At 33.5% G+C, this 3,509-nt stretch carries 5 protein-coding genes; all 5 read left to right on the forward strand.

Translation table 11 applies throughout. The annotated features are described in order from the left end of the window. Positions 1 to 1,269: M48 family metallopeptidase (locus tag GSY74_RS03610; protein ID WP_370518765.1), on the forward strand; the 1,269-nt coding region annotated here is incomplete at its 5' end. Positions 1,270 to 1,325: 56 nt separating this feature from the next. Continuing rightward, positions 1,326 to 1,682: a type II toxin-antitoxin system Phd/YefM family antitoxin gene (locus GSY74_RS03615; protein WP_164663743.1), complete on the forward strand. Its 357-nt coding sequence runs from the start codon at positions 1,326 to 1,328 to the stop codon at positions 1,680 to 1,682. Then, positions 1,663 to 1,944, forward strand: coding sequence for a type II toxin-antitoxin system RelE/ParE family toxin (locus GSY74_RS03620; RefSeq protein ID WP_164663744.1), 282 nt, complete (start codon positions 1,663 to 1,665; stop codon positions 1,942 to 1,944). The genes GSY74_RS03615 and GSY74_RS03620 overlap by 20 nt, the downstream gene beginning before the upstream one ends. After that, positions 1,945 to 2,766, forward strand: coding sequence for a peptide chain release factor N(5)-glutamine methyltransferase (gene prmC, locus GSY74_RS03625; RefSeq protein ID WP_164663745.1), 822 nt, complete (start codon positions 1,945 to 1,947; stop codon positions 2,764 to 2,766). Positions 2,767 to 2,803: 37 nt separating this feature from the next. Next, the coding region (locus GSY74_RS03630) for an AAA family ATPase (RefSeq protein ID WP_164663746.1) at positions 2,804 to 3,509 on the forward strand (706 nt) is incomplete at its 3' end.

A 3,509-nucleotide genomic window follows, 5' to 3' on the forward strand; every position in this document is an offset into this window, starting at 1 on the left:
CAGATGTTAGAAATCATAATGGTACTATATACTATATACACGCTAATAAGAATATATATATCAGTAATGCAGATAGGTTATATAGCCAAAGAGAAGAGTGGTGAAGCAGTCTTGATGAGTGAAGAGAAGTACAGAATAGCAGGTGAGTATGCTATCAAAAAAGAGCGAGTTGGTCTGCTCTCGACACTGGTTGACTACGGCATGTTTGTCTGGTGGGTTACTATTGGTTTTGCTTGGTTGGCTATAACTTTAGAGACGACTAATAGTATTGTAGATGCAGTAATTTTTCTATTTGGATTTTTGGCTGTTGGTTTTATTATCGGTCTACCATTTGAGCTTTATCAGACTTTCAAGATAGACAAAGAGTATGGATTTACAAAAACAACCCCAAAGTTATATCTAATAGACCAAGCTAAATCTATCGCTATGACCGTAGTTATAGGTGGGGCGGTATTTTATCTTTTGGTTTGGATAGTAAGTAGTTTTGAGAACTGGTGGATATGGGGATTTGTGATGCTATTTACTCTTGCAGTTCTTATCAATGTCATCTATCCGACGATTATTGCACCTATATTTAACAAATTCTCTCCACTAGAGGAGGGTGAATTGCGAACAGCTATTGAAGATATGATGGTAAAAGAGGGTCTAAAGAGTGACGGTATCTTTGTGATGGATGCAAGTAAACGAGATAGCAGACTCAATGCCTATTTTGGTGGTCTTGGAAAAACAAAACGAGTAGTGCTGTTCGATACCCTGATAGAGAAGCTCACAAACAAGGAACTTTTGGCTGTTTTGGGTCATGAACTTGGTCACTTCTCTCATGGTGATATTTGGAAAAATATCGGTATGATGGGGCTACTACTCTTCTCTGCTTTTGCTCTGCTTGGTAATCTTCCAGTAGACCTATTCTACGAGATGGGATTAGAGCCATACGCAGGAGCCCAAATAGCGATGATGATGTTGCTTTTGGCTCTTATATCTTTTGTTTTTACACCTGTTATGAGTTTTGTAAGCCGACATAATGAGTATGAGGCTGATAAGTTTGGAAGTGAACTTGGTGGCAAAAGAAACTTGGTGACTGCTTTAGTTAAATTGGTTGATGAAAACAAAGCGTTTCCTAAATCACATCCCTTGGTTGTATTTTTCTATTATACTCATCCTCCTGTGTTGGAAAGGCTCAAAGAGCTTGGGTATGAGGGGGATGCTGTTAATGATTTGATTCGACCTCTTGAGAAGAGTGGGATATTTTCTGGTTTGGATAAAAAGTAAGTTTATGCTATACTTTGTGTAAGATATTACGGAAAATATAATAAAGGATATAAATAATGGTAGCATATGCTTCAAATGAACTAATTTCCTCATCAGATTTTGCTAAAAAATTTGGCTCTTATCTTGCTCAGATAAAGTCGAATACAGTTGAGAAATTAGCGATTCTAAAAAATAATTATGTAGAGGCAGTACTTGTTTCCAAAGATGATTATGAGAAAATGAAATTGGCACTAGAGGAGAAGGAACATAGAGAGCTTTATGGTAGTTTGGATTTTAGAGAGAATCAAAAGATGTTTCAAGAGATTTATGCTGATATTGTGAGCGGCAAAGAGAGATTGACACCTTATCATGAGGGTATGGATGAGATTGATGAAATGATAGATAAGATAGAGCATGAAAATAGTAAAAAGTGATAAATATTTAGTTCAACTTAAAGTTATTGTCCGATTTATTGCATTGGATTCTCCATTTCGTGCAAGAAAATTTAAACAAGAGTTAGAGAGCAAAGTAAAATCTTTAGATAATTTTCCCTATAAATATAGAAAATCTATCCATTTTAAGAGTGAACAGATTAGAGATATGATTTTTTTGGGTTATGTAATTCCATATTTTGTAGATAAGTCTAATAATCAGATAGTTGTTATTGGTATTGTGAAATATCAAGATGGAGTATAGGTGACAATACAAGAGATACTTATTTGGGCAGACGAAAAACTAAAACCGAGCTGTGAACGCCCAAGATTTGAAGCTGAACTTCTTTTAGCTCATTATCTGCAAAAAGATAGAACTTATCTACATGCTTTTGATGATAGAGAAGTGGAAAATATAGAAGAGTTTCAGAAGTTAGTAAATAGGCGAGCAAATCATGAACCCTATGAGTATATTGTAGGAGAGGCTAGTTTTTATGATATTGAACTGAGAGTAGTGCAAGGGGTTTTGATTCCTCGACCTGAAACAGAAATACTTATTGATTTGGTTGCTGAAATTATTGATAGAGAGAAGATAAATTCTATTGCTGAAATTGGTGTCGGTTCAGGTGCTATCTCTATAGTTTTAGCTAGAAAATTTTCTGATTTGAATATTGTTGCTACGGATATTTGTGATACGCCTATTAAAGTAGCGACTCGAAATATAAAATCATTTAAGTTGGAAGATAGAGTTAAGGTGATAAAGTCTAATATACTAGATGAGGTAAAAACTCTTATAGAACTTGTAGTGAGCAATCCACCCTATATTGCTAATGATTTTAGGTTAGAAAAAAATGTGGGTGAGTATGAACCAAAAGAGGCACTCTTTGGTGGTGTGGTTGGTGATGAACTTTTGAAGCAGATAGTTTTGGATGTTCAATCGAGAAATATCAAATACTTAGCGTGTGAAATGGGTTATGACCAGAAAGAGCCAATGGAGAAATTTTTTGGTGAGATTGGGGTAGAATCTTATAAGTTTTATAAAGATTTGGCAGGATTTAATAGAGGTTTCATTATAACATTTATGTAGGTCGGGTTGCCCTCTACCCGACAATAGGAAGGGAATTATGAGCAATTTTATTACAGAGATTAAAATAGGCAAAGTTAGACATTTAGAGAATATAGATATTAAATTGGGTAATGAGAAGAAGCATCTGATTTTGACTGGAAAGAATGGGTGTGGGAAGACTTCGGTTTTGGAGGAGTTGGATAAATTTTTTATTGATATTTATACTCCTAGAAGATTGAGACAAGGGTTAGGAAATATTTCAAATATTTACTTGCAATTTAATCAAGATACTTTAAATATAGAAGATGAAAATTTTATATACTCTTTTTTCCCTGCCAAAAGAGGCTTTTTTCCCTCTAAATCTAAAGGTATTCAAAAAGTACATCTATCAAAAGAGAAAACACAACGGCTTAATAGTGATTTTTTACAATATATAGTAAATTTAAAAGCTGAACGCTCATTTGCGAGAGATGATAACGAAGTAAAAATAGTTGAAGAGATAGATGAATGGTTTAAGAAATTTGAAAATATTTTAAGAGAAATTTATAGTGATGATTCATTGTTACTAAAGTTTGATAGAAGAAATATAATGAGTTATAATTTTATAATAGAAAAAGAGAATAGAGAAGTTTTTGACTTTCATGGTCTGTCTGATGGATACTCTTCTGTTATAGATATAATAACAGAGCTTTTACTAAAAATAGAAACTACTAAATCAAGAAGTTTGGATATTGAAGGAATTGTTTTAATAGATGAAATAGAAA

This window comes from Sulfurovum sp. bin170, assembly GCF_010892395.1.
Taxonomy (GTDB): domain Bacteria; phylum Campylobacterota; class Campylobacteria; order Campylobacterales; family Sulfurovaceae; genus UBA1140.